Genomic DNA, 2235 nt, shown 5'->3' on the forward strand with positions numbered 1-2235 from the left:
GGGCAAGTGGCGGAGGGGATGGGCCTGATATCCAACCTTCTCCACCCTAAGTCATTGTTTTCAAGATGCGTTGGTGCCACTCTCGGCCGACAATCAAGTATGCTTCTTCTCGGCCTCTTCTTTCTGGCGCGCACGTTCTTCTGCCGCATCGATCCGTCGGCCGATCCCCTGTCCGACCTTAACAACCTGACGTCCCAAGAAGCGGCTCGGACGCGACGTAGCGACCTTGTAACCCATCTCGGCTAAGTCCACGGTCGCCTTCATGGTGCCGGTCACAGCGACGCCGATACCTTCCTCAATCGCCTCGGCCTTGTCGACGCCTTCACGATGGCGATCGATAGCGTGATTGATGCCCCGGAGAGTGGCAAAGATACCTAGACCGCTGAGGCCACCGATCACCGCGTCCATCGCCGTGTCAGGGAAGTCGACAACGGATCCGCCTAGGGCGAGATCCGTGGCGCTGTCTAGGTCGGCATTTGTCATGCCGCCGTCGATGGCGCCGGTCTCCACGGCGACTTCGCTGGTCGCGATGACCGGGATGTCAGGATCGACGCTTTCAATGTAGCCTGCGCTGTCCGTCGCCTTCACCTGGAACTCCATCCCATCAATCGTGATGTCGGTATCCGGAGTATTGAAGTGTTCGTGGAGCGTGCCGCCGGTGCGCTCTGCGACATGCGCCTCGAAAAGCGCGCCCTTTGTGAGAGACGCGAGGCCCGCAAGGCTCTCGGGCTCCATGGCAAGCGTTTGAAGCCAAACTTCGCTGTCGCTCATGCCATCGAAATTGCCATTGACTGAGCGCAGCGCGTCATAGACCTCGCCGGCTTGTGAGATGTCCTGCCAGGCGGAGACCGGAACCGACAGCGCCGACAAGATAAGCGCGTCCCGTGCAATGGTGTCCCCGTCGAAGGTTTCCTGCCTCCTATCCGGAACGGCGCCAATGACGGTTTCCTCGATCCGCCGTAGCCTCTTGTCGATGCGCCCGGCCGCGGCGTCTAGTTTTTCTTCAGCCTCCCGAATGATATTTGCATTACGCGACAGAAAAAGTCTGACGTCCCGCTCCAGATCGCGGATTTCTTTGTCCATCATGTTGTAGTCAGGATAATCAAAGCTGAGCTGAGTCCACCAAGACTTGCCTTTTAGCATCTCGTCGACATCGGCTTCGAGCTGGACCCTTCGGGCCTTGACCCGCGCAAGGCGCTGAATGGCTGCGTCGCGCGTGGCAAGGACAGGATGCGCCTTGCGCGACTGGGCAATCCTCGCTTTGGCCATCTCCTGCATCTTGGCCACAGCTTCTGTGACTGTTCCGCGCCGGCGAATTTTCTCCAAGCGATTTAACTCGAGTTCTCTAAGCCGTCGCGCTTCTTTCAATCTCGTCTCGATCGCCGGCATCCAGTTCTCGACGAGCTGCCTCAGATGCGGAGCAAGCTTTGTCTCACGAAGATCCCTGATTCCGCGGTCGATCGTGCTCGGATCTTCCTCGTCGCACAGGCTCTCGAGTTGCCTACGACGCGCCCTGAACTCTTCGCACTTGGTCCGGCTCTCCCGCGCCTTGCGACCTTTCAGCGAGCAAATGAAAAGCAAAAGGAGTGCGCCAATTAGCCCGACAGCGAAGCCGGTCGTCTCCTTGCCTGCATAAAATGCCCAAGCTAACAAAGCCGCAGCACCGAGAGCGAGTAGGATCGCATGTCGCCGATGGCGATCGGCAGACTCTTCAAATTCGCAATCTAGCTTGGCGTCTGTCGGCCTGATTGCGGTTCTATTCAATCTGGTCCTGAACGCATCTTCGCCGTTTCTATATATGCTCGCTATAGCTATGCCCTCAATTTACCCAGCATGATTGAACTCCCACAGCTGAGATTTCAAAATTAGCCCTCAGTTCGGCACCAGGGTTACCGGAAGATGCCAGCAAAACAAGTGGATACCGATCCAGGGACCGCAGGCAGACACGGAAAAGTCCTTCGCCACGCACTTCGAGCCGCCAAGCAATGTCATCGAGAGCCTGACTGCCTCGTTTTTCCAGCGCTTGTGCCAGACTCCTCGAGCGGCTTTCGTTTGGGCTCTGGCAGGTCAATGTCGCGCACATCTCGGTGTTGCTTGCAGGCAGCGAATATCCTCCGGAAGTCAGAACGCGGGAATTCTCGCCTAGCAACTGTATCTTCAACTTGCTGGAACGGCCCATTTCTGGCTTGATTTACAGAGGGCGTTGACGATTGTAATGAGCTTTCGAGCGACAGC

At 57.4% G+C, this 2235-nt stretch carries 1 protein-coding gene; it reads right to left on the bottom strand.

What is annotated here, in order from left to right; all coding sequences use genetic code 11:
- Positions 1-93: 93 nt before the first annotated feature.
- Positions 94-1764: a hypothetical protein gene (locus ACGKZZ_RS17155; protein ID WP_411224737.1), complete on the bottom strand. Its 1671-nt coding sequence runs from the start codon at positions 1762-1764 to the stop codon at positions 94-96.
- Between the last annotated feature and the right edge of the window lie 471 nt (positions 1765-2235).

The sequence above is a fragment of the Marivita sp. S2033 genome, assembly GCF_046592965.1.
Lineage (GTDB): Bacteria > Pseudomonadota > Alphaproteobacteria > Rhodobacterales > Rhodobacteraceae > Marivita.